We start from the raw sequence: 24,180 nt of genomic DNA, 5'->3' as shown, positions 1-24,180 counted from the left end.
GCTCACAACTTCTTATTTATCAGAATTCTACTTGCTGCTTTCGTAGTGCGACTCAATAGCGTAGCTCGGCAGCAAGAGCTTGGCCACCAGGCCCGTCCAGCCGGTTTGGTGGCTGGCGCCGAGGCCCTCGCCCGTGTCGCCGTTGAAATACTCGTTGAAGAGCACGTAGTCGCGGAAGTTGGGGTCGTGCTGCAAGAGGTCGCGCGGGCCAAAGCAGGCGCGGAGGCCGGTTTTGTCGTTGCGCAAAAACAGCCGGTTGAGCCGCTGCGATAGCTCGTCGGCCACTTCCAGAATGGTCGCGTAGTGGCCCGAATGCGTAGGGCACTCCACCTTAAAGTCGTCGCCGTAGTAGTGATAAAACCGCTGCAACGACTCCACAAGCAGGAAGTTGACCGGAAACCAGATGGGCCCGCGCCAGTTGGAGTTGCCCCCAAACATGTCGCTCTCCGACTCGGCCGGCTGGTAGTTGACCACGAATTTTGAGCCGTCTTCCTCAAATACGTAGGGCTCATCCTGATACACCCGCGACAGGCTGCGGATGCCGTGCTCAGAAAGGAATTCCGCAGGGTCCAGCATCCTGAACAGCAGGCGCTTCATGCGGTGGCCACGCAGCAGGCTCAGCAGCCGGCGGGCACCCTTACCGGGCTCCTGCCAGTGGCTCACCAGGCCAGCCAGGTGCGGGCGGTTGGTGAGCAGCCAGTTCATGCGGGCCAGAAAAACGGGCGCCCCTATCAGCAAATCCTCGTCGAGCACCTCCACCGCAAACAGCGGAATGAGGCCCACCATCGAGCGCACTTTCAGCAGCTCATGGCCACCGTTGGGCTTGTTGAGGGCGTCGTAGTAAAACTCGTCCTCCTCGTCCCAAAGGTCCAGCGCGGTGTTGCCCACGTTGGTCATGGCCTCGGCGATGTAGAGGAAATGCTCGAAAAACTTGCACGCCAGGTCCTGGTACACGGGGTTGGTCTGGCTCAGCTCCAGGGCAATGCGCATCATGTTGAGCGCAAACATGGCCACCCAGGCCGTGCCATCGGCCTGCTCCAGGGTGCCGCCAAAGGGAAGCGGCGCTGAGCGGTCAAACACCCCAATGTTGTCGAGGCCCAGGAAGCCGCCCTCGAAGATGTTGTGGCCGTCCTTGTCCTTGCGGTTAACCCACCACGTAAAATTGAGCAGCAGGCGGTGGAACACGGTTTCCAGAAACTCCACGTCGCCGGCATCACCGCGCGCCTTCTGGTCAATCTTGAAAACCCGAAACGTGGCCCAGGCATGCACCGGCGGGTTCACGTCGGAGAAGTGCCACTCGTAGGCCGGCAGCTGGCCGTTGGGGTGCATGTACCAGTCGAGGCACAGCAGCCGCAGCTGGTTCTTGGCAAACTCGGGGTCGAGCTGCACCAGCGGCAGGCAGTGAAAAGCCAGGTCCCAGGCCGCATACCAGGGGTATTCCCAGGTATCGGGCATCGAGATAATATCGTAGTTAGTCAGGCTTTTCCACTCCGCGTTGCGGGCGTTCTGCCTTTCGGCCGGCGGGGGGGGTAGGGCCGGGTCGCCGGCCAGCCACTTCGGAATGTCGTAGTCGTAGAACTGCTTGCTCCACAGCATACCCGCGTAGGCCTGGCGCTGCACCAGGCGGGCATCGGCGTCGGTTATTTCGTGTTGTAGCTCGGCATAAAACTCGTCGGCCTCCTGCTGGCGCTGCGCGAATAGTTGTTCAAAATCGGCGAAGGGCGCGGCCTGGCCAGCCGGGCTCAGCCGCAGGCGCACCTGCCGGCTCTCGCCCGGCTGCAAGGTGAGCACGCAGTGCGCGGCGGCCTTGGTACCGGTGCGGGCCGGGTTCACGGTGTCTTGCTGGCCATCAACCAGGTAGGTATTGATGCCATCCTTATAATAGGTCTCGCGCAAGGGGTAGCGGGTAATACGCTCCGCGTTGGTGTGGTTGTCGCAAAACAGCAACTCGGGTTCGCCATCCACGTGCCAGGTCAGCTCGCCCAGCTCGCGGTGGCTCACCTGCACTGCGTTGTTGGTCAGCGCTTTCAGCTCGGGTCGGTAGTCGTCGTAGCCCCAGCTCCAGGTGTTGCGAAACCAGAGCTGCGGCAGCACATGCACCGTGGCCGCCTCGGGCCCGCGGTTTACGATGGTGTACTGAAAGAGCAGGTCGCCGGCGTCGGCCTTAGCCATTTCCACAAACACGTCGTAGTAGCGGCTTTCGTCAAAAACACCGGTATCCAGCAGCTCATATTCGGGTTGCTGGCGGGTGCGGGCGGCATTTTCCTGCACCAGCTCCTGGTAGGGAAAAGCGGCCTGCGGATACTTATACAGCAGCTTTTGGTACGCGTGCGAGGGGGTAGCGTCGAGGAAATAGTAAAGCTCCTTCACGTCCTCGCCGTGGTTGCCCTGCGGGCCGCTCAGGCCAAAAAGCTGCTCCTTAAGGATGGCGTCCTTCCCGTTCCAGAGCGCCAGGCTCAGGCACAGCAGCTGCCGCGTGTCACAGAAGCCGGCCAGGCCCTCCTCGCCCCAGCGGTAGGCGTAGGAGCGGGCCATCTCGAAGTTGGTGTAGTTCCAGGCATCGCCGCCGGCCGAGTAGTCTTCGCGCACGGTGCCCCACTGCCGCTCCGAGAGGTAGGGGCCGTAGTGCCGCCAGTTTTTCTGGTTGGTGTTAGCTTCTTGTAAGCGTTGATTTTCGGCGTTCATACAGTGAAATGTGGCGTTTTGGCCCGAAAAGGATTCCCGCAGAGGTCGCGGAAGAAACGCGGAAGACGCAGAACGTTCTGCATCTTCCGCGTTTCTTCCGCGACCTCTGCGAGCAATGAATCCCGCGCCTACCCCCCCGTGGCAAAGCCAGGGTACAGGGTCATGCCGCCATCTATGAAAATGGTTTGGCCGGTAATGTAGTCGGCCTCATCAGAGACGAGCCAGGCGGCGAGCTGGCCAATGTCTTCGGGCTCACCCACACGGTCGTAGGGAATGAGCGTCAGCAGCTTGGCTTCGGCCTCGGGGGTAGCCCAGGCATCGTGGTTGATGGGCGTTTTGATGGCGCCCGGCCCAATGCTATTCACCCTAATTTTGTGCGGGGCCAGCTCCTGGGCCACACTCTTCATGAGCTGCATAATGCCGCCCTTGCTGGTGGCGTAGTTGACGTGACCCGCCCACGGAATGACTTCGTGCACGCTGCTCATGCAAATGATTTTGCCGGCGGCCTTGCTCACGTCGGGCCGCACGCCCTGCTTCATAAACTGGCGCGCCGCCTCGCGCAGCACCAGAAACTGGCCGGTCAGGTTCACGTCAATCACCTTCTGCCACTGGGCCAGGGTCATGTCCACGAACGGCGCATCGACTTGCAGGCCAGCGTTTGACACCACAATATCCAGCCCGCCGAAGTGCTCGATGGCCTGCTGAAACATGGCCTGCACCTGGGCTTCCTGGCTCACGTCGGCCTGATAAGCCAGGGCCTGCCCGCCGGCATCGGTAATGTCTTTTACAACGGCATTGGCGCCGTCGGTATCGTGGCCGTAGTTGACGATGACCGAGGCGCCGTGGGCGGCCAGGGCTTTGGCCACGGCCACGCCGATGCCGGAGCTGGCCCCGGTTACGAGGGCGTGTTGCCCGGCCAGGCGGAGTGAAGGAGGGGTAGGCATGAAGAAAGCGACGAGCAGAAGGTGAAAAGAAGGTAGCCGGCAGACCCGGCAATCAGGCACTAGACGGTATTTGCGGGGTGCAGGTTGGGAAATCCGGCTTTTCTCATCTACTCTTCACGCCCACGGTCTTGGCGGGGGTAGGGATGCGGGTTGGTCGGCACATTTGCGGTGCTGGCCGACTAGCCGCGCGGTGCCGCGCCAGGGCGGGCTAGCTTTGAGAGCGATTCCTGTTACAAGGCACTAGCACTCACCTCCTTTTCCTTACCCGTATGTTCTCCCGTTCGCTTTACCTGGTTGGCCTGCTGGCCGCCGGAGCCCTGGCTACCGCGCCCGCCGCCCACGCCCAAACCACCCCGGCCCCCGACCAGGCCGCCGCCGCCGGCCAGGGCCGCATGGGCCGCCAGGCCGAGATGATGAAAGAGCTGAATCTCACCCCCGACCAGCAAACTAAGATGGAAACGCTGATGAGCGCCAACCGCCCCGCCCGCCCCAGCGGCCCGCCCTCCGACGCCGACCGCCAGGCTATGCAAACCCGCCGCGCCGAAATGGAAGCCAAAATGAAGGAAATTCTTACCCCCGAGCAATACACTAAGTACCAGGCCATGCGCCCGCAGCGCGGCCAGCGCCCAAGCAACTAAGCACGCTTATTGTTTTCCAACTCTTCTCGCTGGTTTTCAGCCCTTCCCGCTCTGTTATTAATTATTATCAACAACAACGCCCCGAGTCAGCTAGGCTCGGGGCGTTGTTGTTAAGGAGCTATGATAACGGGGCGCCGTAGTGCCGACCCACTTGCTGGCGCAACGGCTAGCTTTGTACAATGCGCACCCTACTGCTTGGTTTTGTTTTTTCGGTGGTTGCCCTGGCCGGCGGCGGCCTGCGGGCCCAGGCTTTGCCCGAGGTAGTGGTGCTGGGCCACAACAAGCGCGCTACCCTGCTGCGAAAGCTCGACCTTAGCCCCGCGCAGCTGGCCCGAGTTGCCACCGTGCTCGATGAGGAGCGGGCGCAGCGCAAGCAGCGCCTCACGCACCGACCCAACGAAACCGAGCACGCGGCCCGCCTGGCGCGGCAGGCCGACTTCGAAACCAAGATTGCGGCAGTACTCACGCCCGCCCAGCGCGAGCGTTACGAAGAGCTGCGCGGCCTGCGGCCTACCCCGCGCGCCCCGGAGATGCAGGTGCCCGGCGCCATTCCCAAGTAGGGTAAGCTTTAGCTTGCCGTCGGCAGTTCACAAAACCCAAAAACGGCAAGCTAAAGCTTACCCTACACTTTTCAGCTCCAGCGAGTTAGGAACTGCTGGAAGGCTTCTTTATATTGCTCGCCCACGGGGATGGTTTCGGTGCCGATTTGCACGGTGAGGCGGCGCACGGCCTCAATCTTGTCGAGGGCCACGATAAAGGAGCGGTGAATGCGCAGAAAACGCCGGGCAGGCAGCTTCTCCTCCATCGCCCGCAGGCTCATGAGCGAGAGTAGGGCGCGCGGCGTGCTCTTGAGATGCACCTTCACGTAGTCCTTCAGGCCCTCCACGTAGAGAATATCACTGAGCGCCACCCGCACCAGTTGGTACTCTACTTTCAGGAAAATGTGCTCTTCCTCAGCGGCGGGGGGGGTAGGGGTGGGCGCGTCGGCACTGGCGTGGCTCAACTCGGCGTAGGCCCGGCCCTTGTTGGCGGCCCTTAGAAACTCTTCGTAGTTGAAGGGTTTCACCAGGTAGTCGAGGGCATCGACCTTGTAGCCATCCAGGGCATACTGCGGGAAGGCGGTGGTAAAGATGATACGCGGCGGCGCGGCCTGCTGGCCCAGCACCCGCGCCAGCTCCAGCCCGGTCAACTCCTGCATCTGAATATCGAGAAAGGCCAGGTCAACCGGCTCGGTCTGCTCGTGCAGGCCTTTGAGGGCTTCCACGCCGCTGCCGTAGCGGCCTACCAGCTTCAAAAAAGGCGTTTGCTCAATAAAGGTGCAGAGGAGCGCTAGGGCCAGCGGCTCATCATCAACGGCAATGCAAGTAACAAGTGTCATCTATACTATTTTAAGAATTGGTTGGGGCAGCGAGCTGGCGGGCAGCTTATTATCCACCAGTAGGCTGAGCTTTACCTCAAATTCGTTGTCGGGGGTTTTTTCGGTCACCTGCAAGGTATAGCGGCCGGGATAGAGCAGGTCGAGGCGGCGGCGGGTATTCACCAGGCCGATGCCGTTGGAGCCGGCCAGGTCGGTGCTGGGCTTGGCAAACAGCGTGTTGCGCACCACTATTTCGAGCTGCTGCGCCGTGGGCTGGCGCAGGCCGATGTAGATGTGGCTGGGTGCTGTGGCCGCCACGCCATGCTTGAAGGCATTCTCCACAAACGGCAGCAGCATCATGGGGGCGATGAGCACCTCGCGCACCGGCTCGGGATGCTCAAAAGTGACCTGCACGCGGTCGGTGAGGCGCAGCTGCATCAGGGTGATATAATCCTGAATAAACGCCACTTCCTGGCTGAGCTGGGCCTGGCCCGAAGCCGTGTCGTAGAGCACGTAGCGCATCATGCGCGAGAGGCGGTGCAGGGCCGCCCGCGCCCGCTCGCCATCAATGAGCGTGAGCGAGTAGATGTTATTAAGCGTGTTAAAGAAGAAGTGTGGGTTGATTTGGGCCTTGAGCAGGCTTAGCTCGGCCTCCACGCGCTGCTGGTCGAGGCGCTCGCGCAGCTGGGCTTCCTGCTGCCAGTGCTGCACCACCGTGATGGCCGTGGCAATGCCCAGCACCAGCAAGGTAATGAGCATACTTACCACGTCGAAATAGCCGCCGCGGGGCCGCTCGGGCCGGTGCGGCCGGCTCGCGCCCTCCGCTGCCCGAAAAGCCTGGCGCATGAGGTCGGGCAGGTGCAGCACGTTTTCGAGCCCCCGGCCCACCAGCACCACTACCCCCGCCGTCACCACCAAGGCCAGCACAAACCAACCCGTGCGCCCGCGCAGCAGCAGGCGCGGCACGCTCACCCGCGTGGTCAAGTAAAAGGCGCCCACCCACATCAGCAGCAGCGCGCCCTGCTTCACCCAGTATTGGGGGGGTAGCACTATGCGTCCCTGCATGGGCTGAAACAGCAGCAGTGTGAGCGCCAGCAGCCCCCATGCCAGCACGTGAATAAGGGGCGTAAGAATGCGGCGGGACGAAAAAGCGGACATGACAACTCCGTGAAATTAAGAATATCAAAAATAAACCGACCGGGGCACGCCCCTACCCTACCCCCGACCACCGGGCCAATTGTGCCGACTGCGGGCCCGCTTTCGCCGGTTGGGCCGGGCCGTGTTTTTCAGTACTTTTACGCTACCTCCTCCGCGTGCGCTTTCTTCCCACCCACCCGCGCTTTGCTCTTGCTTTACCTTTTCCTACCCCTGCTGCTGGGTATGCTGGCCTGGCTGGCTGGTCGGCACCGGGTCGCCTGGCCGGTCTTTGGCCTGGTGCTGGCCCTCAGCCTCGCCCGCCCCGCCCTGGCTGCCCCCGAAGACACCCTGGTGGCGAGCCCGGCCCGGCCCGCGCAGTACCTGGATGGCCAGTTCTACAGCGTGCTGGAAGACCGCACCGGCCGCCTACCCCTGCGCCTGGTCAGCAGCCCGGCCTGGGCGGGGCGCTTTGCTACGCTGGCAGGCACCCGGCTGCCCCCCAATATCCGGCACCCGCGCAGCACCTACTGGCTACGCTTCACGGTGCGGCCCGAAGCTGACCCGGCGTCTGACTGGTACCTGGAGCTGTATGACCCGCACATTGGGGCGGCTACGCTGTTTCGGCCGGTGGGCGTGCCGGGTGGCCCGGCCCTGGCCTATGATAGCGTGCTCACCGGGGCCAATTACCCCTTCGCCACGCGGCCGCTGCCCTATAAGAACTTCCTGTTTGACCTGCCCCTGCGCCACGGCCAGCCCGTGACGTACTACCTGCGCCTGCGCTCCGACTCGCCCACCAGCTTCCGGGCCATGCTGCACAGCGGGCCGGGCCTGCTGCCCGAAATGAGCCTGCAATACTGCCTGCTGGGCGGCTTCTACGGCATTCTGCTCATCATGGTGTTGTATAATCTGTTCCTGTTTTTCTTTCTTCAGGACCGGTCATACCTCTACTACGTTTTCTACGTGCTGAGCGGGGCGCTGCTCTTTTTGTCGGAAGACGGCCTGGGTTTTCAGTACTTATGGCCGGGTAGCCCCCAACTCAACCACTTCATTGGGGCGGTGGCACCGGTGCTGCTGCTGCTCACGTTTGCCCAATACGCCTACTCCTTTCTGGATATGGCGGCCCGGCTGCCCACGCTGTACCGGGCCGTGCGCTGGGTGGTGTCGCTGAGTGTGGGCCTGCTGGTGCTCGATGCGGCGGTAGTGCACGCGGGCCTCAGCTTCTGGCTCTACCTACTCCCCTACGGGCTGCTCTACTACACCGCCTGGCGGGCCTACCGCGGCGGCCTGCGGGCCGCGCGCTACCTGCTGTTGGCCCAGGCCATGGTGGCGGGCAGCCTGGCCTTCCTCATCAGCCGCAAGCTGGGCATTGATTTTTATAACAACGCCTACACGGTTTACAGCCTCAACGTCGCCTTTGTGATAGAAGTAGTGGTGCTCAGCTACGCCCTGGCCGATAAGATTAAGGGCATTATGGACACCACGCTGCACACGCAGCGCCGCCTGCTGAAGCAATTGCGTAAAAAGCATCAAGCCCAGGACCAGCTGGTAGATCAGCTGCGCGAAAACCAACTCCTTAAAGACCAGCTCAATACCGAGCTGGAAGCCCTGGTAGCCCTGCGCACCGAGGAGCTGAGCCAGCAAAACGACCTCATCGCGGCCCGCAACCGTGAGCTGCTGGAGCGCAACAGCCTGCTGGCCTTGCAGTCGGCCGCCATTGAGCAGCTCAACCGCGACCTGAGCCGCGACCTGCAAGACCAGAAGGAGGCCCGCCTCGAAGCCCGCGAGTTCGACTTTGGCGAGTTCAGCCAGCTTTACCCCGACAAGGACGCCTGCCTGCGCTACCTCGCCGACCTCAAGTGGCAGCACGGCTACCACTGCCGCAAGTGCGGCCACGAAAAGAGCTGCGAAGCTCGCGAGCCCTTTGCCCGCCGCTGCACCCGCTGCCGCTACGTGGAGTCGGCCACCACGGGCACGCTGCTTCAGAAGTGTAAGTTCCCCATTGTGAAGGCGCTCTACGCGGTGTTTTTACTGCATGCCCACCGGGGCCGCTACGCCCCCGCCGAGCTGGCCCGCGTGCTGGAGCTGCGGCCCGCCACCAGTTGGGCTTTCGCCCAAAAAGTACTCGCGGCCCTACAGCGCCGCAGCCAGGCCGCCGACTACGACGAGGCCGAACCCTGGACCTATGTGCTCCTCGACGACACAGCAAACGCTGACCTAGAAACCCTGCTGGAATCAGCCTGATTTAGTCTGGCACGGCTCTAACCACCGCATAAAAACCGCTACCAAACCCCAGCAGTCATTTTTCTGAAAAATCCCTGTTTTAAAACGTTGTTTTTTAGTCCTAATCGCTCAGCACCCAAAACACGGATTATGACTTTTAAACCCTCAATAGGCTGAATTTACGTGTGCGCTAGGTGTAATAGGGAGTGGTACCAAAGCGATAAAATCCCTTTTATAAGTTGTTTTGATGAAATCAGACTTGTTTTTTTACAAAACACTTTAGCTATTTTTGACTAGTAAATGGTGCTGCTCTAAGATTATCGTTCCTGCTATTAGGGCAAAAGCACCAGATGCGCACCTAGCATCAGGCTAGGCATAAAAACGATGATTGTTAAGCAATCAGCTCTTTTTGGTCAAAAAGATGCAGAGCTGACTCAGAGAATCTTCTAAGTCAAAAGTGACTTCAATTACTGGAATTGAGACCTGCTTTTTCTGGCTCGACAGCAAGGAAACGCTAAGTGTGCATTCGGTGCCTTTTCCCTGTTCCTACTGTGCCTTTTCCATCTATCGCAATCGTTGCCGGTTCTGCAACCGATTGCAGGACCTTACCTTTGAAATACTACCCTTTTAGCCTAGCACTGCTAGCTAGTTAGTTGCTTTTTTACTTCTTTCCCACCCTTTTTTCACTCATAGTATGAAGCGAAAGCTTTACTTAGCCCCGTCGTTTAGACACACAGCAATACTGTTGGCCTGTGGGCTACCAGTAGCCGCTGGGGCCACTACTCCCCACTTGCTGCCGACTTCGGCGCTGCACGTCCTGGTTGATGTGCCGGTGACGGGCCGAGTAGTGGGGCCGGATGGCAAACCCCTACCTGGTGTTACAGTGCTGGTACGCGGTACCACCATTGGCACCAATACCGATGTTGATGGCCGCTTCAGCCTACGAGCGCCCGAAGGCAGCACGCTGCTGTTTAGCTTCATTGGCTTCATTAGCCAGCCGGTGGTCGTGACGAGCGCCAATGCTTCGAATGTCAGCGTCACCTTGCGCGACGACACGCAGGCGCTTAACGAAGTCGTAGTAGTAGGCTACGGCACCCAGGAGCGCGGCAGCGTAACGGGGGCCATCTCGTCGGTTAGCGCGCAGGACATTATACGTCAGCCTGTTGCCGAAGTTTCGCAAGCTATTCAGGGCAAAGTTTCCGGGGTAACCATTACCTCCGGTGGTGGTGCTCCCGGTGGGGCGGCCGGTACGTCAATTCGTATTCGGGGTATATCGTCGGCTGGTAACAACACGCCACTGTACGTTGTCGACGGCTTTCCGCTACCCGACAATGGTGACGCTCAGTTGAATGCTATCAGCCCCAACGACATTGAAACCATTGACATCCTGAAAGACGCCTCGGCTACGGCTATCTACGGGGTGCGGGCAGCCAACGGGGTGGTTATCATCACCACCAAGCGCGGCAAAATCGGTAAAACGACCTTTAATGTTGATGCGTACGGCGGGGCACAAACCGTGACCCGTAGACTGAACCTGCTCAACGCCGAGCAGTATGCGACGCTCAACAACGAGGCCCGTATTGCGGCAGGCAAGCCCATTGCCCTGGATAAGCTGCGTGACCCGGCTGCCCTGGGCACGGGTACCGACTGGCAGGACCTGGTGTTCCGCCGCGCCCGCATCCAGAACTACTCACTCTCAGCCACGGGCGGTACCGAAAAGGCACGCTTTGCGCTGTCGGCCACGTATTTTCAGCAGGATGGCATCATCGTTGGCACTGACTTTGAGCGTTATACGCTGCGCGCCAATGGCGATGTACAGCTAAATAAAGTATTTAAGATAGGCACCAGCATCGCGCTAACTCACCTTAGCGACCGCCAGATTTCGAGCAATAACGGGGAGTACGGCACTGTGCAGCAGATGCTGCGCCTACCCCCAACGGTGCAGGCATACCGGCCCGATGGCTACTGGTACCAGCCCAACAGCGTTTCGGACAACTTTACGGAGGAAAACCCGCTGGCCGTGCAGCGCACCAACCAGCGCTTCAACCGCAACCGGGCCATTACCACGTTCTTTGCCGAACTGGAGCCGCTGAAAGGACTGCGCTTTCGCACCAACCTCGGGGCAGACCTTGTCTTTGATAACTTCAATGCCTTCTCGCCCAAAGGGCCGGAGCTGGCGGGCTACACGCAACGCTACATCACGGCTGGTGCTTCAGCCACGTCGAGCTACGCGCCAACCTACCTGATTGAGAATACGGCAACCTACGACCATCTGTTTGCTGAGAAGCACCAGTTTACGGTGCTGGTGGGTCAGTCGGCCCAGCAGTTCAACTACAGCAATGTGGAGGCCTATCGGACTGGCTACCTGCGCAATGATTTGCAGGTAATCAACACCGGTCCCATCAACACGCTGTTGGCTAACGCTGGCACTATCGACCCTTCCCGTAGCTTGGCCAGCTACTTCGGCCGCCTCAACTACGAGTTTGCCGGCAAGTACATCTTTCAAGCCACGGCTCGTTACGATGGCTCCTCGCGCTTTGAGCCGGGCAACAAGTTCGGCTTCTTCCCGGCAGTATCGGCCGGCTGGCGCATCTCAGAAGAGCCTTTCTTGAAGGGCAACAGCGCGATAAGCAACATGAAGCTACGGGCCGGTTACGGCCAGGTAGGTAATGAGTTGAACGCCGGTCGTTTCGCTTATCTGTATTCCATCAACTTCGGCATCAACTACCCCTTCGGCCCAGATGGGACCATCAACCAGGGGGCGGCGCCTACCCGCCTGTCTAACCCCAACCTGCGCTGGGAAAAAAACAATCAAGCTAACATCGGTTTGGATTTGGGTTTCCTAGATAACCGCCTGGAAGCCAGCATTGATGTTTACAACCGCGAATCGCCTAACCTGATTGCCCCGGTGCCGGTATCCCTGGTTTCGGGTACGTACGAATCGGTTAACTCGAACGCGGCTTCGGCTTATAACCGGGGTATTGACTTCTCGCTGACCTCGCGCAACTTCGTGAGCGACAATGGGGGGCTGAACTGGTCAACCACTTTGAATGCGTCGGCTTACAAAACCCGCCTGCAATCGCTGGGTGGCGGCGTACCCTACAACGGCCAGGGCTCGCTGAGCGGCACCATCGTGCGCTACGACAAGAACCAGGCGTTCGGGGCTTTCTACGGCTACATTGCTGATGGCCTCATCCAGACTCAGGAAGAGTTGAATACGCTGAACGCCGGGGCTAAATCCGGCACGGCCAAAGCCGATTACTACATTGACCAGAGCACTGGCCCTGGCGACATCAAGTACCGGGATATAAATGGCGACGGAGTTATCACGGATGCGGACCGCACGTTTATCGGCAACCCCAATCCTAACTTCACGTTTGGCATGACCAACACCTTGACGTATAAGGGCTTTGACTTGAGCATCTTTATTCAGGGTGTTCAGGGCAACGACGTATACAACCTCAACCGCTACATCACGGAAACTGCGTTGTCGGGCACCACGAACGGCACTACCAACCTGCTGAACCGTTGGACCGGACCCGGCACGAGCAATGATGTGCCGCGCGCCTACGTGGGCAACGCCAACAACCTGCGCGTATCCACGCACTTCATCGAAGACGGCTCTTATGTGCGCCTCAAAAACCTGACGTTTGGCTACACGCTGCCGCGCACCCTATTGAACCGCATCACTGCCAACCAGGTACGTTTCTACCTCACGGCTCAGAACCTGGCAACGCTGACTCACTACACGGGCTTCGACCCGGAAGTAAGTGCCAGCGGCATCGACCAGGGCGTTTACCCGCAGGCGCGGGTGCTCATCGGTGGCGTGAACATCGGGTTCTAATTCTTAACAGCTGACATTTCTCATGAAATTTACTAAGTATACCCTCAGCGTGCTCGCAGTAGCCCTGAGCGCACTAGCGGGCTGCACCCAGAAGTTTCTGGACGAAGCGCCCGTGGACCAGATTACCGACGCCAACTTTTACCAGACTGAAACCGATGCCATCCAGGCAACCAACGCGGCTTACAGCGAGCTGACTAAAGAAGGTCAGTACAACTTGGCGATGTGGGCCTTCGATATGTGGTCGGACGTTTCCAGCTCGGGGGGCGACGACGGCAACGACGCTATTGAGTACAAGCAGCTCGAAGCGTACAGCATTCCGACTACCAATACCGTAGCTAACCGGCTCTGGGGTGGCTCTTTCATCGGTGTTCAGCGCGCTAACATCGTGCTACAGAAGGTACCCCTGATTACGAACATCGACCCGGCTATCCAAAAGCGCTGCCTGGGTGAGGCGCAATTTCTGCGGGCCAAATTCTATTTCGACCTGGTGCGGGCCTACGGCGATGTACCCCTGTTTACCACCCCACCAAACAGCCCGGCGGCCGTGAGCATTCCACGCACGCCCGCCGCGCAGGTGTATGCCCAAATTGAGAAGGACCTGGCTGATGCCATCGGCAACCTGCCGGCTTCTTACGTCGGAGCCGACCTGGGCCGGGCTACCAAGTGGGCCGCCACTGGCCTGCTGGCCAAAGTGTACATCACGGAGGGTAAAAAAGCGGAGGCCGCTACCCGTGCCCGCGAAGTGCTTAACAACTCGGGCAAGACAATGTGGGCCAGCTACGGCGACAACTTCAAGGTAGAGAACGAAAACCGCAACGATAAGGAATCGCTGTTTGAGGTGCAGTACATAAACGGCCGCAACCAGTACGAGCGCAACAACGTGGGCTCGGCCATGAACGAGTTCTTCGGCCCGCGGGGTGCCAACCAGACGCCCGGTAGCGGCTACGGCTTCAACGTACCGGACCCAGACTTCGTGGCGGGCTACGAGGCCGGCGATATCCGCAAGTCCGTAACCGTATGGGCGCCCGGCGATACGTATCCCGATGGCAGCAAGGTAGCCAACAAGGCCACCGGCTCGCCGTTTGGCTACAGCTGCAAGAAGTGGTTCGTCGGTAAGGTCAACACCAACATCTGGGACTCGGGTCTGAATGTGCCGGTAATACGCCTGGCCGAGATGTACCTGATTGTGGCGGAGGCCGTTGGCCCGACGGCTGAGGGGCTGGAAGCCATCAACAAAGTGCGGCGGCGTTCTTTTGGGCTGGACTACACCAAGCCATCTACCGCCCACGACCTGACGGCCGGTACGGCCAACTTTACTGATGCCGTGCTACGGGAGCGTAAGTATGAGTTGGCGTTTGAGTTTGACCGCTGGTTCGATATGAAGCGCGCGCAGAGCCTGTACCCGACGCTGACTAACCATGCGCTCATCCCGCGCATGACCGAGCAGGCGGCTTATTTGAAGAATATCGCGCCTAACACGCACGGTATTCCGACCCAGAACACGCTGGTGCTGCCCATTCCGCAATCGGAGATTGACACCAACCCCGGTCTGGTTCAGAACCCTGGCTACTAAGCTGCCTCCCACCCACAACTCAATCTGTTAACTAGATGAAAAAATATTGGAAATCGGCGGCGGGATTGGTACTAGCCGGTCCGCTGCTTTTCACCGCCTGCAAGAAGAGCGATAATGGCGAGCTGAGTGGCCCGGCCCCCCAGCCCACGTTCAGCGTCGTTACCAAGCAGGTGGGTCTGACAACCCAAGCCACGTTTACGAACACCACTGCCTACACCGGGCCGGGGATTGTGTTCTACGAGTGGGACTTTGGCGACGGGAGCACCGTGAGCAGCACTACCCCCACCATCACCCACGTGTACTCGAAAGGCGGCACGGTGCAGGCGCAGCTGCTGGCTTCGGCCAGTGGCGGCAACGGCTTCTCCGCCAAGCAGAACATTGTGCTCCCCGACGTAGGCACCCTGGTGAAGCAGCTGCTCACGAACGGCACCACCAAGACCTGGCTCCTTAATGATACGATAAGCGTTATCACGGTGGGCCCTAGCGATAGTGATGTAACAAGCTATTACAGCGGGAACACGAAGGTAAATCAATCACCTGCCTGCCAAGTTGATGACGAATATACCTTCTCGAATGCTGGCGTGCTTACTTACGATGCGAAGGGCCAAACCTTCGTAGCGGGTGGCAATTGCGATACTCCCCGCAACTACACCGTGAACTACACGTTTGGTCCGGCAGTGGGCACAGGTTTGGCCCAGTTCGACCTGCAAAGCACGGCCACGGGTGCCGCCCGCCCCTTTATTGGGGTTACGGATGCGCCGGACTTAACCTATCGTATCATGCGCATCTCGGCAAACCGCATGACGGTGCGGGCTGGCAAATCGACTGGTAACCTGGTATTTGAAATGAAATTCAAGGCCAAGTAAGCTGGCTTGCTGCACCGCAGACGTTAGCTAATTGTTTTTCTGTTGCTTACACAAGTGCCCGATGAACTATCCGTCGGGCACTTGCTTCTCCCCTACTATGCAAACTTTCCCACTCACCCGCGTGGCCGGCGCTAGCCTGCTGGCGCTGCTACTAATCGCTTGCACGGAATCTAAAACTCCGAACATCCCGGCCCCTACCCCCACCCCTACTACCCCCACTACGCCGACTGCACCGGCCGCAGTTAATGCGGACTCCCGCGACTACGCCGACTACACGGAGCTGCAGTGGGCCGACGAGTTTAATGGCAGCGGGGCCATTGACCCGGCAAAGTGGATGTTTGACCTGGGCGCCGGCGGCTGGGGCAACCGAGAGTTTGAAACGTACACCAACTCGACGGACAACGTTTATCAAAGCGGCGGCAACCTCGTTATTCAGGCACTGCAAACCTCGGGCGGCTACACGTCGGGGCGGGTGCTGACCAAGAATAAGAAAGACTTCCAGTTTGGTCGCATTGACGTGCGGGCCAAGCTACCCCAGGGCGTCGGCATTTGGCCCGCCATCTGGATGCTGGGCAGCGACATCGACACAAATAACTGGCCTAAATGCGGCGAGGTTGACATTATGGAGCTGCGCGGGCAAACGCCCACGGAAACGCTCACTACCCTGCACTATGCCGACCAAAGCGGCAACCACCAGCAAAGTGGTATCGACCACATCAAGCTGCCCGACGGCAGCAGCTTTGCCAATGACTTTCACACCTACAGCGTAGTGCGCAGCACGAATCAGGTTCGTTTTTACCTCGATGGGCAGCTCTATTACACTTTTACCAAGAGTATGGCAGGGGCTAACACTTATCCCTTCAACAACAACTTTTTTGTAGTTCTAAACGTGGCCGTAGGGGGCGACTTTGTGGGTAACCCCAGCATGGCCGCCATTAATGCTGCCACCACCTTCCCGAAGCAGATGCAGGTAGACTACGTGCGCTACTACCAGTATAAGTAAGCAGCGCGACCAGCTTCTTGATTTGGGACTGTTTAGGAAGTTTAGGCGGCGCACATGGTGGGCTACCGGCTTTTTCCAGACCGAATTCCTGAACGGCCTGTTTAGCAAAAAAAGGCTCTGCGAAAGCAGAGCCTTTTTTATTGACGGCGCTAGCAAGTAGCAATGGCTCACTTTTAAACCGTGCCCACTGCCAGCCGTGCGCTCACCTTTGGGCCAGCCCTACCCCCTTTGCAAACCAGCGCCAGCCGGCGGTCGGCATCCTGGCGTAGTAGTTGGGCGTAGGTGCTACCTACCGGCTCAGTGGGTCAGTTATCAGCTTTCTATTTGAAAGCTCATGCCCGGTTCACAACTCCCTGCGCTATTTGAAGGCCGGCTGTTGCACTCGCCACTGCGGCGGCCAGCGCTCTTTTCTACCCATCCATGACCCCGACAACCGACCTGCCCCCCGCTCTGACCCCAGAGCCCGAAGCCACTCCGAAGCCCGCCGATTTTCAGATAGCCTTTCGGCAAAAGGAAACTCTGATTGCCGGTTACCTGGCGGCCTTCGCGGTGGTGTGCTTCCGCCAGCCAGCCGAGCGCAGCGCCACCCAGCTGCAAGCCACGCTGCGGGCTGAGAATGACGTGGCGGCTTTTCCGCCCGCCACGGCGCTGCTGAATATCAGCGACGCGCTCACGCTGGCCGAGGTGGAGGCTGAGGCCGCCAGCCAGCTTGTGATGGGCCTGGCCGGCGTGGCCGAGCAGCTGGGCGCGGCCATCACGCGGGCGCGCATCTCGTTTCCGGCGCCCGAGGCCCAGAGTGCCGACCACGAGTGGTGCGTGACCCTGGACTTTGCCGCCGACAGCACCGTGGCCGTGAGCTTTGCCTGCACCGCCGGGCTGCCGGGGCCCTGGGGCGCAGCCTACCTGCCGGCCCACGTGCAGCGGGTGTTCGAGCAGATTGGGAGCAATCCGCAGGTGCCGGTGGGCTACGTGTTTTTCCTGGCTGATGAGGAAGTGCAGCTGCTGCGCGACTTCCGTACCGTACCGCAGCAGGTGGCCGAAGGCGGCCCCCAGCAGCTCCATCACTTATTCGAAGAAACCGCCAGCCACTACCCCAATAATCTGGCCCTGAGTTGGCTAAGCGATACCCGCACCTACGCGCAGCTCAACGCCGAGGCCGACCAGTTGGCCGCCTGCCTGCAAAGCCAGGGCGTGCAGGCCGGCGACTTCGTGGGCCTGTACATGGCCAAGTCCATTGAATTGTACGTGGGGATGCTGGCCGTGCTCAAGGCCGGCGCCGCCTACGTACCGCTCGACTTATCGTTTCCGGCCGACCGCGTGACGTTCATCCTGGGCGACTGCGGGGCGCGGGCGCTGCTCACCAACCGGCCGCTGCCCGCAGGCTTCGATGCTTGGCCCGGCCTGGTGCTCGACCTCACGCAGCCCGCGCCCGCCCTACCCCCCGCGCTGGCGCCGGTGGCGGGCGGGCCCGATGCCATTGCCTACGTCATTTACACCTCGGGCACCACGGGCTTGCCCAAGGGCGTGCTCATTCCGCACCGCAGCATCTGCCACCTGGTGCGGGCCGAGCAGGTGCTGTTTCAGCCCACCCCGCAAGACCGCGTAGTGCAGGGCTTTTCGGTGGCCTTCGATGCCTCGCTCGAGGAGCTGTGGCTGGCGTGGGGCGCGGGCGGCGCGCTCGTGCCGGTGCCCGAAGAAACCATGAAGGCGCCCGACGCGCTGCCGGGCTTTCTGGTCGAAAATCAGGTCACGATTTTCTCCACGGTGCCCACGCTGCTCTCGCTGCTGCCGGCCACTATTCCCACGCTGCGGCTGCTCATTCTGGGGGGTGAGGTGTGCCCGCCCGAGCTGCTCACCAAGTGGGCCAGCCGGCAGTGCCGGGTGGTGAACACCTACGGCCCCACCGAAGCCACGGTGGTGGCCACGGCCGCCGACTTCGTACCCGGCCAGCGCCTCACTATCGGGCGGCCGCTGGCGGGCTACGAGCTGCTGCTGCTCGACCAGCTGGGCCAGCTGGTGCCGCTGGGCCAGGCCGGCGAGCTGTGCATTGGCGGGCCCGCGCTGGCCGCCGGCTACCTCAACCGCCCTGAGCTGAGCGCCGCCAAGTTCAACACCGTCAGCGAATTGCCGAATGGCTTCAGTGGCCGCCTCTACCGCACCGGCGACCTGGCCCGCTTCGAAGCCGAGGGCAACGTGGACTTTTTAGGGCGGATTGATACGCAGGTAAAAATCCGGGGCTTCCGGGTTGAATTGGCCGAAATCGAGAGCCTGCTCCTGCAATGGCCGGGCATCCGCAACGCCGCGGTGGCCCTCAAAGAAGGCGCCGATGGGGTCAAAAAGCTCATCGCCTACCTCATCCTTACCCCCGACCACCTGCTCGATGAGAAGGCAGTGCGGGCCTACCTGCGCGAGCGGCTGGCGCCCTACATGCTGCCCGCCGCGCTGGTGCCGCTGCTGGCGTTTCCGCTGCTCACCAGCGGCAAGGTGGACCGCAAAGCCCTGCCCTACCCCGTGAGCGGCGACCAGGCCCCCACCCGCGAGCTGACGCTGCCCCGCAACCCGCTCGAAAGCACCATCTACGCCGCCTGGCAGAAGCGCTTCGACACGGCCGACATCTCCGTTACCGACGACTTTTTTGACCTCGGCGGCAACTCGCTGCTGGCCTCGCTTATCATCTCCGAACTGCGCCAGCAGCCCGATTTTCAGGGCCTGTCGGTGAAGGAGATGTACACCCGCCGCACCATTGAGGGGCTGGCAGCCGCCGTGGCGGCCGATGCGGCCACGGCCGCCGCGGCGCCTGCTTCCGAGCCGGTGCTCACTACCCCCTTGCAGCGCGCTAGCACCGGCACCCGGCTGCTTACGGCCATTTTGCAGCTGTTCTCCATTACGCTGTTCTACGCCGTGCCGGTGTTTTTCTTGAACGTGACGCTGCACCTGCGGCCGGTCATTGCCGAGTGGTCGTGGCCCGAGCTGGTGCTGGCCGGCGCGGCCGCGGTGGTGGGGTACGTGCCGCTGGCCTGCTTGCTGGTAGTGGTGGTGAAGTGGCTGATTATCGGCCACTTCCGGGCGGGCGAGTACCCGCTGTGGGGGATATATTACTTCCGGTTTTGGGTGGTGAAAAAGCTGGTGGAGGCGGCCCCTACCCCCCTGCTGTCGGCCACGCCGTTCCTGGCCATTTTCTACCGCCTGCTGGGCGCCAGCATTGGCAAAAACGTGTACCTGGGCACCACCCGCGTGCTGTGCTTCGACCTGCTGACCATCGGCGAGGGCACCAGCGTGGCCCGCGAGGCGGCGCTGCTGGGCTACCGCATCGAGCGCGACCGCCTCATTATCGGCCCTACCACCGTGGGCCGTGAGGCCTACGTGGGCCTGCGCGCCATTATGGAAGGCAATACCAGCCTGGGCGAAGGCGCCGAGCTCGACGACCTGTCGGTGCTGCCCGCCGGCCAGCAGATTCCCGACCGCGAAGGCTGGCTGGGCTCGCCCGCTAAGCGCGTGCGCGAGGTGGCGCTCACGCCGTTGCGGCCAGTGGCCGGGCCGGGCGCGGGCTACCTGGCGGCCCAGCTGGCGGCCATCGCGCTCATGCTGCTGGTGCCCACGGTGGCCTCGCTGCCAGTGCTGGCTATCCTCTATGAATTCGTAGAACCCCTTAAGCATGAGGCCTCTTTGCTGGCCCTAATGCCGCTATCGGCGCTCTACGTACTGCTGCTGATAGCCGTGCTGGCCGGCACCAAGCGCCTGGTAGCCGGCCGCCAGGCCGACGGTTCCCTACCCCTCTACAGCCTGGCCTATGTGCGCCACTGGGTGGCCGATGCCGTGCTGGCCCAGAGCCTGACGCTGCTGCGCCCGCTCTACGCCACCATTTATACGCCCTACTGGCTGCGGCTGCTGGGGGCCAAAATTGGCCACCGGGCCGAGGTTTCGACGCTCAACCACATCTCGGCCGACCACCTCACGGTGGGAGCCGGCTCGTTTCTGGCCGACTCGGTGAGCGTGGGCGCGCCGCGCGTGCAGCACGGGCTGGTATCGGTGCTGCCCACGGTGGTGGGGCCGCGCACGTTTGTGGGCAATGGCGCGGTGCTGGCTGGCGGCACGGTGCTGGGCACCAACAATTTGATTGGTGCGCTCTCGTCGGCGCCCCTCGACACGCCGCCCGATGGCACTTCCTGGGTGGGCTCGCCGGCCTTTCTGCTGCCCAACCGGCCGGTGTCGGCGGCCTTCGCGCCCGAGCTGACGTTTGCGCCACCTGCCCGGCTGGTGTGGGCGCGCTCCATCATCGAGCTGTTCAAGATTGTGCTGCCGTTCACGTTCACCTTCATGACGTTCGCGGTGCTGTATCACTATTGCCACTTGCACCTGCTATACTACGCTTTCTGGAGCAGTGTGGGGGTAGGCACGGGCGTGCTGGTGGGGCTGATTTTCGGCTTCTCCATTCTCACCGCCCTGCTCAAATGGGTGCTCATTGGCCGCTACCGGCCTTCGGAGAAGCCCTTGTGGTCGTCGTTTGTGTGGCGCAATGAATTTGTCAACTCCTTATGCGAAAGCTATGTATATCCATTTTGGGAAGCCGCGCTGCTAGGCACGCCGTTCGCCACCTGGTTTTTCCAGCTCATGGGCAGCCACTTCGGCCACTCGGTGTACATGGATACCACCGAAATCACCGAATTTGACCTGGCCTGGGTGGCCGACCACGCCGTGCTCAACAACGGCTCGACTATCCAAACCCACCTCTTCGAGGACCGCGTGATGAAGATGTCGAACCTGCGCATCGGGCGCTACGCCACCGTGGGCACGTCGAGCGTGGTGCTCTACGACTCGGTTATCGGCCCCGGCGCCACCCTCAGAAGCCTGTCGCTCCTGATGAAGGGCGAGCAGCTGCCGGCCAATACCAGCTGGCAAGGCATCCCAAGCAGCTTTATCTCGGGCGCGTAGAATCAGCTTAAATCCAGTTAAGCGCACGTCTCGCCTGTCATGCTGAGCTTGTCGAAGCACCTCTACCGCCGCGTTAGGTTAGTAATTCAACGAGGCGGCAGAGATGCTTCGACAAGCTCAGCATGACGTTCTTTTAAATTCTCAAATACCCTCTTAGCTAACCCAAGTTGCGAGGCATGCTCCCCGGTCCGCCGGCGAGCATGCCGACCGGTTGTCGTTGCTTGGGCCACAGCTGTCAACGATAACCGGTCGGCCGGCTCGCGCCGACGGACCGGCCAGGCGGCCCTTCCAGCTGAAACTTTGCCCCGCAGCAAGCTGGTCTGCAACTTGGGTTAGCTAGCGTTGGAGGGGGTAGGGCCGGCATCCGAAGTATCCGTCGGCTGCGGGGTATTCAGGCCGAGATTCTTGGTTTGGGCCTCGGTGGGCTGGTCGGTGCCACCGCCGTCGTAGCCGCCCACGAAGGGATTCTGATTAGTATTGGTATTTCGGTCGCTCATGTCCTCGCGGCCGCCGCTGGTGCCCAGGCCACCGCGGTAGCCGCTTTGGTCGTAGCCCCGGTCTTCATCGCCGTTGCCGCCCGCGTGGCCCATGCCCTGGCCGCGGCCGGTGGTGCCGTAGCTGTCGCCCTGGCCGCCGGCGCCCTGCTGCCGCTGCTGGTTGAAATCGGAGCCTTGCTGCGAGGTTTCCTTATTTTGGTCGGTGCGCGACTTATCGGCGTCGGCCATGATGGGCGACATATCGCGCGAATCGTCTTCGGGCGTGGTGGCGGGGCCCTGGTCGCCGCCCAGCTGGGTAGGGTCGGTGGGGCGATTCAGCTCGTTGTTTGCTTGCTCGTTGGTGGCCATGGTAAGGGGGTGGAAAAGGTGGTGAGAACAAAAAAGGTCAGCCAGTGCATACTTGGCTGGCTGGGTAAGGTTGCGCGGCGCGGGGCCAGGCGCAGCCATTAAGTACGTACTTCGCTGTTATGCGCAAGCCGCCCTTTCTGCACGTTTGGCAAGCCGACCTGGCCGCCGCCCTACCCCCCTGGGCCGCGGCCGAAGCCACCCTATCGGCGGCCGAAACGGACCGGCAGGCGCGCCTGCGCACCCCGGCCCTGCGCCAGACCTACGGCCGGGCCCACGGGTTTTTGCGGGCGGTGCTTAGCCAGTATACCGGCCGGCCGGCCGGCACTTTGGTGTTTGAGCACGACGCCAACGGCAAGCCCACGCTACCTGGCGCCGAGCTACGTTTCAACCTCTCATACCGGCCGGGCCGGGTGCTGCTAGCCGTATCCGACGCCGGCCCCGTAGGGGTCGATGTGGAGCCGCTGCGCCCGCTGACCGATGCCGCCGCGCTCATCCAAGAGCTGTATGCGCCCGCCGAGCAGGCTGCCCTGCGCGCCGCTGCGCCGGCCGACTACTGGCCGCTCTTCTTCACCATCTGGACGCGCAAGGAAGCTTATGCCAAGGCCCTGGGCCGGGGGGTAGGGATGCCCTTCGCCGACTTTTCGGTGCTAGCTTTTGAGCCCGGCCAGCCACCGGTTTTTATTGCACCGGCGGGGGCGGCGCTGCACCACTGGGCTGCGGGCGCGGGCTATCAGGGGGCCGTGGCAGTGCTAGGCGACGCGCTGCCGGAGCCGGCGTTTTTTACTTATCCGACAAGCTAGCGCGGCCCTCCCCCTGTCATCCTGAGCCTGCGAAGGACCTTACCGCGTTTGCGCAGTTCTACTTTTTTTTAGCAACTTATTCAAACGTGATAAGGTCCTTCGCAAGCTCAGGATGACAGGCGGCAGAAAACTCAGCCTGCTCCACCGGTCATTTCTTCCCCTTTGCCCTGCGCCTGGGAGAAGCTCAGAAACCGCTGGGCCGGGCGGGTCAGCGGCTGGCCCTGCACCCACACCGCCTCAAAGTGCCGGGGTAGGCGCAGGCCCGCCACGGGCACCACTTCGAGCACGCCACCCGCCAGCTCGCGGGCCAGCGCCCGCCGCGACACAAAGCCCAGCGCCGCCGGGGCCGCCGCCAGATAGCCCTTAATGGCCTCCGTACTATCCAGATAAATGGCCACGTGCAGCTCGCCGAGCTTGATTTTGAGCTCGCGCAGGGCCATTTCCAGCACTTCCAGGGTGCCCGAGCCGCGCTCGCGCAGCACCAGCGGGTGCGCCAGGGCTTCGGCCAGGGGCAGGGGGGTAGGCGGCGGGCCGGCGGGCGTGGCGCGGCGCACTGCTACCAGCTCATCGGGCAGCAGCGGCTCGTAGTGCAGGTCGCGGCTTTTGGTGCGGCCCTCCACGAAGCCCAGGTCCAGGTCGCCGCGCAGCAGGGCTTCGGCAATGCGCTCGGAGTTGACGTTGAGCAGCGTGAGCTGCACCTGCGGATAGCGCTGTTGGAACGCGGGCAGCCAGGCGGGTAGCACGTATTGGCAGAGGGTAGTGCTGGCGCCCAGGCGTAGGCGGCCGGCAGCCTCGTCGGGGTCGCGCAGGCCCAGCAGTTGCTCGTCGAGCTGGCGGGCCGAGGCTTCCACGGCTTCAGCGTGCAGCAGCAGCAGGCGGCCGGCCTCGGTGAGGGCTACGCGGTTGCCGCGCCGCGCCAGCAGCCGCTGGCCATACTGGGCCTCCAGCTCCCGAATATGTTTGGTGACGGCCGGCTGCGAGATAAACAGCTCCTGCCCGGCCTTGGTGAAGCTCAGGTGCCGGGCCACGGCGGCAAATACGCGCAGGCGAAAGTCGGACATGCCCGCAAAGTAACGGGAGCACCCGCAACGGCCAAAGAGGCCAGCCAGGCCGCCTAACAATTGTCGTTGCGAACAACGCGGAGCAACCGCACCAGAACGAGTCGTTCGGGTATCGTGCTGGTACGATTGCCGCGCGTTGCTCACAATGATAACCGGGGTTTCAGCCGTTAGTAAAGGCACAATGAACCTTCGCTTTTCGTTACCAGCGTACGCAGAATTTCCGAAAATAGCACGGAGCTAAGAACAAGTGGGATAAATAGCAAGTGACTGCTCAC

Annotated in this window: 15 protein-coding genes; 9 read left to right on the top strand and 6 right to left on the bottom strand. The window is 61.5% G+C overall.

What is annotated here, in order from left to right; genetic code table 11:
• Positions 1-27 precede the first annotated feature (27 nt).
• Positions 28-2,685, bottom strand: coding sequence for a glucosidase (locus tag E4631_RS19260; protein WP_133657826.1), 2,658 nt, complete (start codon positions 2,683-2,685; stop codon positions 28-30).
• A gap of 128 nt (positions 2,686-2,813) precedes the next feature.
• Positions 2,814-3,629, bottom strand: a complete 816-nt coding sequence (locus E4631_RS19255; protein ID WP_133657825.1) for an SDR family oxidoreductase — start codon at positions 3,627-3,629, stop codon at positions 2,814-2,816.
• A 269-nt stretch (positions 3,630-3,898) separates the two neighbouring features.
• On the opposite strand from E4631_RS19255, the gene E4631_RS19250 reads away from it, so the two are divergent.
• The gene (locus E4631_RS19250; RefSeq protein WP_133657824.1) at positions 3,899-4,267 is read left to right on the top strand and encodes a Spy/CpxP family protein refolding chaperone; all 369 of its coding nucleotides are present in this window, start codon (positions 3,899-3,901) and stop codon (positions 4,265-4,267) included.
• Between the two features lie 179 nt (positions 4,268-4,446).
• Positions 4,447-4,827, top strand: coding sequence for a hypothetical protein (locus E4631_RS19245; RefSeq protein ID WP_133657823.1), 381 nt, complete (start codon positions 4,447-4,449; stop codon positions 4,825-4,827).
• Between the two features lie 71 nt (positions 4,828-4,898).
• Here the strand turns inward: E4631_RS19245 and E4631_RS19240 are convergent, their stop codons facing one another.
• Positions 4,899-5,645: a LytTR family DNA-binding domain-containing protein gene (locus E4631_RS19240; protein ID WP_133657822.1), complete on the bottom strand. Its 747-nt coding sequence runs from the start codon at positions 5,643-5,645 to the stop codon at positions 4,899-4,901.
• Positions 5,646-6,782 (bottom strand): sensor histidine kinase, encoded by a 1,137-nt coding sequence (locus tag E4631_RS19235; protein WP_133657821.1) that lies wholly within the window; start codon positions 6,780-6,782, stop codon positions 5,646-5,648.
• Positions 6,783-6,971: 189 nt separating this feature from the next.
• Here E4631_RS19235 and E4631_RS19230 point away from each other — a divergent pair, with 189 nt between their 5' ends.
• The 6 genes from E4631_RS19230 to E4631_RS19205 all read left to right on the top strand — a co-directional run bounded on the left by E4631_RS19230 (position 6,972) and on the right by E4631_RS19205 (position 21,199).
• Positions 6,972-9,002: a 7TM diverse intracellular signaling domain-containing protein gene (locus E4631_RS19230; protein ID WP_133657820.1), complete on the top strand. Its 2,031-nt coding sequence runs from the start codon at positions 6,972-6,974 to the stop codon at positions 9,000-9,002.
• A gap of 769 nt (positions 9,003-9,771) precedes the next feature.
• On the top strand, positions 9,772-12,825 hold the full coding sequence (locus E4631_RS19225) for a TonB-dependent receptor (protein ID WP_166648106.1): 3,054 nt from the start codon (positions 9,772-9,774) through the stop codon (positions 12,823-12,825).
• A gap of 22 nt (positions 12,826-12,847) precedes the next feature.
• A complete protein-coding gene (locus E4631_RS19220) occupies positions 12,848-14,398 on the top strand; it encodes a RagB/SusD family nutrient uptake outer membrane protein (protein ID WP_133657818.1) in 1,551 nt (516 codons plus the stop codon).
• Between the two features lie 35 nt (positions 14,399-14,433).
• Positions 14,434-15,264 carry a PKD domain-containing protein gene (locus E4631_RS19215; RefSeq protein ID WP_133657817.1) on the top strand — a complete coding sequence of 277 codons (831 nt, stop codon included), beginning with the start codon at positions 14,434-14,436 and terminating at the stop codon, positions 15,262-15,264.
• A 97-nt stretch (positions 15,265-15,361) separates the two neighbouring features.
• A complete protein-coding gene (locus E4631_RS19210; RefSeq protein ID WP_166648105.1) occupies positions 15,362-16,267 on the top strand; it encodes a family 16 glycosylhydrolase in 906 nt (301 codons plus the stop codon).
• A gap of 420 nt (positions 16,268-16,687) precedes the next feature.
• Positions 16,688-21,199 carry a Pls/PosA family non-ribosomal peptide synthetase gene (locus E4631_RS19205; protein ID WP_133657815.1) on the top strand — a complete coding sequence of 1,504 codons (4,512 nt, stop codon included), beginning with the start codon at positions 16,688-16,690 and terminating at the stop codon, positions 21,197-21,199.
• Positions 21,200-21,531: 332 nt separating this feature from the next.
• On the opposite strand, the gene E4631_RS19200 is transcribed toward E4631_RS19205, so the two are convergent.
• Positions 21,532-22,044: a hypothetical protein gene (locus E4631_RS19200; RefSeq protein WP_133656199.1), complete on the bottom strand. Its 513-nt coding sequence runs from the start codon at positions 22,042-22,044 to the stop codon at positions 21,532-21,534.
• 119 nt (positions 22,045-22,163) lie between these two features.
• Between E4631_RS19200 and E4631_RS19195 the strand changes: the two genes are divergently transcribed.
• Positions 22,164-22,844 carry a 4'-phosphopantetheinyl transferase superfamily protein gene (locus E4631_RS19195; protein WP_133656200.1) on the top strand — a complete coding sequence of 227 codons (681 nt, stop codon included), beginning with the start codon at positions 22,164-22,166 and terminating at the stop codon, positions 22,842-22,844.
• 131 nt (positions 22,845-22,975) lie between these two features.
• On the opposite strand, the gene E4631_RS19190 is transcribed toward E4631_RS19195, so the two are convergent.
• Positions 22,976-23,905, bottom strand: coding sequence for a LysR substrate-binding domain-containing protein (locus tag E4631_RS19190; RefSeq protein WP_133656201.1), 930 nt, complete (start codon positions 23,903-23,905; stop codon positions 22,976-22,978).
• Positions 23,906-24,180 lie beyond the last annotated feature (275 nt).

The sequence above is a fragment of the Hymenobacter sp. UV11 genome (assembly GCF_004684095.1).
GTDB lineage: Bacteria > Bacteroidota > Bacteroidia > Cytophagales > Hymenobacteraceae > Hymenobacter.
This window is presented reverse-complemented; position numbering and strand designations above follow the sequence as displayed.